This is a genomic window from Actinosynnema sp. NPDC023658 (assembly GCF_040639995.1).
GTDB lineage: Bacteria > Actinomycetota > Actinomycetes > Mycobacteriales > Pseudonocardiaceae > Actinosynnema.
This window is the reverse complement of the sequence record NZ_JBFAAX010000532.1, coordinates 1-4104: the sequence shown is the minus strand read 5'-3', so window position 1 is coordinate 4104 and position 4104 is coordinate 1. Positions and strand designations below refer to the sequence as shown.

4 protein-coding genes and 1 pseudogene are annotated in these 4104 nt (G+C 72.0%); 3 read left to right on the top strand and 2 right to left on the bottom strand.

Annotation, left to right across the window (positions count from 1 at the left end; translation table 11 throughout):
* Window positions 1-434, top strand: a pseudogene (locus AB0G02_RS30525) (MFS transporter); the annotation flags it as partial.
* A gap of 111 nt (window positions 435-545) precedes the next feature.
* Here AB0G02_RS30525 and AB0G02_RS30520 read toward each other — a convergent pair.
* Together AB0G02_RS30520 and AB0G02_RS30515 are read right to left on the bottom strand one after the other, a co-directional pair.
* Window positions 546-1922 (bottom strand): mycothione reductase, encoded by a 1377-nt coding sequence (locus tag AB0G02_RS30520; protein WP_360800806.1) that lies wholly within the window; start codon window positions 1920-1922, stop codon window positions 546-548.
* 41 nt (window positions 1923-1963) lie between these two features.
* A complete protein-coding gene (locus AB0G02_RS30515) occupies window positions 1964-2491 on the bottom strand; it encodes a YbhB/YbcL family Raf kinase inhibitor-like protein (RefSeq protein ID WP_360800803.1) in 528 nt (175 codons plus the stop codon).
* A 157-nt stretch (window positions 2492-2648) separates the two neighbouring features.
* On the opposite strand from AB0G02_RS30515, the gene AB0G02_RS30510 reads away from it, so the two are divergent.
* Together AB0G02_RS30510 and AB0G02_RS30505 are read left to right on the top strand one after the other, a co-directional pair.
* Complete coding sequence (locus tag AB0G02_RS30510) at window positions 2649-3476, top strand: polysaccharide deacetylase family protein (RefSeq protein WP_360800800.1); 828 nt, start codon at window positions 2649-2651, stop codon at window positions 3474-3476.
* Between the two features lie 61 nt (window positions 3477-3537).
* A complete protein-coding gene (locus AB0G02_RS30505) occupies window positions 3538-4032 on the top strand; it encodes a hypothetical protein (RefSeq protein WP_360800797.1) in 495 nt (164 codons plus the stop codon).
* Window positions 4033-4104 lie beyond the last annotated feature (72 nt).

The following is a 4104-nucleotide window of genomic DNA, read 5'->3' as shown; positions in this document are numbered from 1 at the left end:
GCCTGCTGCTCGCGATCACGATGGTGCTCGGCGTGCCGGTCAGCCTGATCGTGCCGCCGCTGGCCGCGCGGCGTCCCGGCCAGTCCGGCCTGGTCCTGCTGCTGGGCGTGCTGTCGGTGCTCGGCGTGCTGGGCCTGGCCCTCGCGCCCGCCGCCGCGCCCGGCCTGTGGGTAGTGCTGATCGGCGTCGGCATGGGCATGTTCCCGCTCGCGCTGGTGATGATCTCGCTGCGCACGTCGTCCGGCGCGGACACCGCCAAGCTGTCGGCGATGGCGCAGAGCATCGGCTACCTGATCTCGGCCGGCGGGCCGTTCACGTTCGGCGTGCTGCGCGGCGTGACCGGCACGTGGACCGTCTCGATGCTGGTCCTGGTGGCGCTGCTGGTGCTGCTGACCGCGCTCGGCTGGGTCGCCGGCCGTCCCCGCACGGTGTAGTTGATAACGCCTCGACTTCCGGGCGCGATGTGTCGATGACGGACACGAACGGGAGACCCGGCCGCACGAGGGGTTGGCCGGGTCTCCCGTTGACTGCGCCGCGGGTCGCGCTCAGTGCTCCAGGGGCAGGTTGAGCAGCGCGTTCTCGATCACCTCGGGCATGGCCGGGTGGATCCAGTACTGGCCGCGCGCCATCGTCCCCGCGTCCAGGCCGAAGCTCATCGCCTGGATCACCGGCTGGATCACCGTCGAGGACTGCGGCCCGATCACGTGCGCGCCCAGGATCCGGCCGGTCGCCGGGTCGGCCAGCACCTTCGCGAACCCGGTCGTGTCCTCCATCGCCCAGCCGTACGCGATCGACGCGTAGGCCTGCGACGCGGCCACGTACCGCACACCGCGCTCGACGGCCTGCTCCTCGGTCAGCCCGACCGACGCGATCTGCGGCGACGAGAAGACCGCCGCCGGCACGAACCGGTGGTCCGAGGCGATCGGGGCGTCCGGGTGGAGCAGGTTGTGCTGCACGACCCGCGCCTCGTGGTTGGCCACGTGCTTGAGCTGGTACTCCGAGCTGATGTCGCCCAGCGCGTAGATGCCCTCTGCGGACGTGCGCTGGTGCTCGTCGACGACCACGCGGCCGTCGGGGTGCAGGTCCACGCCGGTGGTGGCGAGGTCGAGCAGGTCCGAGTTCGGCGTGCGGCCGACCGCGACCAGCAGCTCCTCGGACTCCACGACCTCCGCGCCGTCCGGGCCCTCCAGGTGCAGCCGCACCACGCCGTCGACCCGCTCGGCCCGCACGGCCTTGCGCTTGAGCCGCACGTCCCACTTCTCCGCGGCCAGCGCGGTGAACCGGGAGGCGACCTCGCGGTCCTCGTGCCGCAGGAGCAGGTCCGACCGCCCGACCACGGTCACCGCCACCCCGAACGACGAGAACACGTGCGCGAACTCGGCCGCCACGAAACCGCTGCCCAGGATGGTCATCCGGGCGGGCAGGGCGTCGAGCCGCATGATCGTGTCGCTGGTGTGGTAGCCGACCGAGTCCAGGTCCGCCACGTCCGGCACGACCGGGCGGCTGCCCGCGGCGATCACGAACCGGTCCGCGGTGATCACCTCGCCGGTGCCCGTGTCGAGCGTCCTGGGACCGGTGAACCGGGCCGTGCCGGTGTACACGGTGACGTTCGCGTTCTCCTCGGCCCGCCAGCGGCGGCCCCCCTCGGAGATGGGGTCGATGCGGCCGAAGATGCGGTCCCGCACGTCGGTCCACCGCACGCCGTCCAGGTGCGCGTCCACGCCCAGGCGCGCGCCCGAGGCGGGCGCGGCGGCGACGTCGGCGGTGTGCACGAACATCTTCGTGGGGATGCACCCGACGTTCAGGCACGTGCCGCCGAAGGTCCCCTTCTCGACGATCGCGATGTCCCAACCGGCGAACCGCTCGTCCGCGATGGAGTTGCCGGAACCGGTGCCGATGATGACCAGGTCGAAGTGCCTCACGTCGTGCTGCAACCCGCGACGCGAGGCGCTTGTTCCCGCCATCAGTGGGCGTAGGTCGGCACGAGGATCGCGCGGGCGAGGGTGTGGAAGGCCAGGTTGAAGGCGACCACGGCGGGCGAGGCGTCGCCGTCCACGTCGAGCCGCTCCACGTCCACCGCGTGCACCACGAAGCAGTACCGGTGCACCTGGTCGCCGGGCGGCGGGGCGGCGCCGCCGAACGCGCGCGTGCCGAAGTCGCTGCGCACGTGGAACGCGCCCTCGGGCAGGGTGTCGTCCGAGGCGCCCGCGCCGGTGTCCAGCGACGTCACCGACACCGGGAGGTTCACCACGACCCAGTGCCAGAAGCCCGACGGCGTCGGCGCGTCCGGGTCGAAGCAGGTGACCACGAAGCTCTTGGTCTCCTCCGGGAAACCGGTCCAGCTCAGCTGCGGCGAGGTGTTCCCGCCCTCGAACACGTGTGCCTCCGACAGCGCCTGCCCGTCGGACACGTCGGTCGAGCTGACGGTGAACGAGGCGACTTGCGGCAGCAGCGCGTACGGGTCGGGCGCGACCGGGCGTTCCAGGCTCATGGGGTCCTCCACACGTGATCTTGCGGGACCCGCACGACCCTATCCGCGAGCCGGGGGAGGCGCAGTGGAGGTGGCAAGCAACCTGAATGATCCTCGCGGCGTCTCCCACGTGTGAGCGCCACCCGGACGGGTGACGTCTGTTCTAGGGGGAAGCTGGATGAGACGCAGGGGAGTGGTGGCTGTGCTGGCCGCCGTCATCGTGGTGGCGTGCGCGCCGCAGCCGGAGGCCCAGCGGCAGTCGACGTCGACGACCGCGTCGACGACCACCACGACCACGACGACGACCACCACCACGCCGCCCACGGCCGTGCCCGGCCCCGGTGGCACCACGATCCCCGTCTTCCAGCAGCCGTACGCGTACGGCACGCCCCAGCAGCACGTGCCGCCGACCACCGACGGCCTGGTGCCGGTGGTCCGCCGGATCGAGACCGACCGGCCGTACGTGTTCATCACCATCGACGACGGCGCGGTCCGCCACCCCGCGGCGCTGGAACTGATGCGCAAGAGCGGCGTGCGGCCCACGCTGTTCCTCAACTCCAAGCACGTCGACGGGCACGCCGACTACTTCGAGACCTTCCAGGGCGTCGCCACGGTCCAGGCGCACACGGCGAACCACCCGGACCTCGAAGGCACCTCCTACGACTTCCAGCGCCAGGAGATCTGCGGCAACGCCGACCTGCTCCGGGCGCAGCTGGGCGCCAAGCCCACGCTGTTCCGGCCGCCGTTCGGCAACTTCGACCGCACCACCCGCCGGGCCGCGGCCGACTGCGGGTTCAGCGCGCTGATCATGTGGACGGCGGCGGTCAACGACGGCGTCGTGCAGTTCCAGGCGGGCGGGAAGCTCAACCCGGGCGACATCGTGCTCATGCACTTCCGGCAGACGTTCGTGGAGGACTTCCTCGCGTTCCTGGCCCGCTGCAAGCTCGACGGCCTCACGCCGGTCGTGCTGGAGGACTTCCTGGCCGACCCGCGGGCAACCGTGTGACGTGCGACACGTCTATCAGGGTGAACCGGCACGGAGCCGGAGGAGCCCTTGGAGGGCCGTCATGACCAGCCGCCTCAGAAGACTCGCACTGCTCGTCCTCACCCTGACCGCGGTCGCCGTCGCGATCCCGGCCGCATCCGCCGCGTCCGCCGCGTCGGCGCAGAGCCAGATCCCGGTGCTGACCGGCATCCGCACCGGGAGGCACGCCGACTTCGACCGCGTCGTGCTCGACCTGGCCGGCCCGCGACCGGAGTTCTTCGTCCGGTCCGTCGCCCAGCTGCACTACGACGGCTCCGGCCTGCCCGTGCCGCTGCCCGGCGCGTACTTCCTGGAGGTGCGGCTCGCGCCGGCCGCCGCGCACGACGACCTCGGCAACCGGACCTACCCCGGTCCGGACCAGTTCGACACGCCCGCGCTGACCAACGTCCAGGCGGTCGCCGTCACGGGTGACTTCGAGGCCAACCTCACCGTCGGGCTCGGCTCGCGGCGCGACTCGTGGCACCGCGTGTTCCTGCTCGACTCACCGACCCGCGTGGTGATCGACGTCGGCCACTGAGGCCGCGCCGCCGGTCGGTCCGCCGACCGGAGGAGCCCCGGTCGACCGCAGGGGGTAGACCGGGGCTCCGCG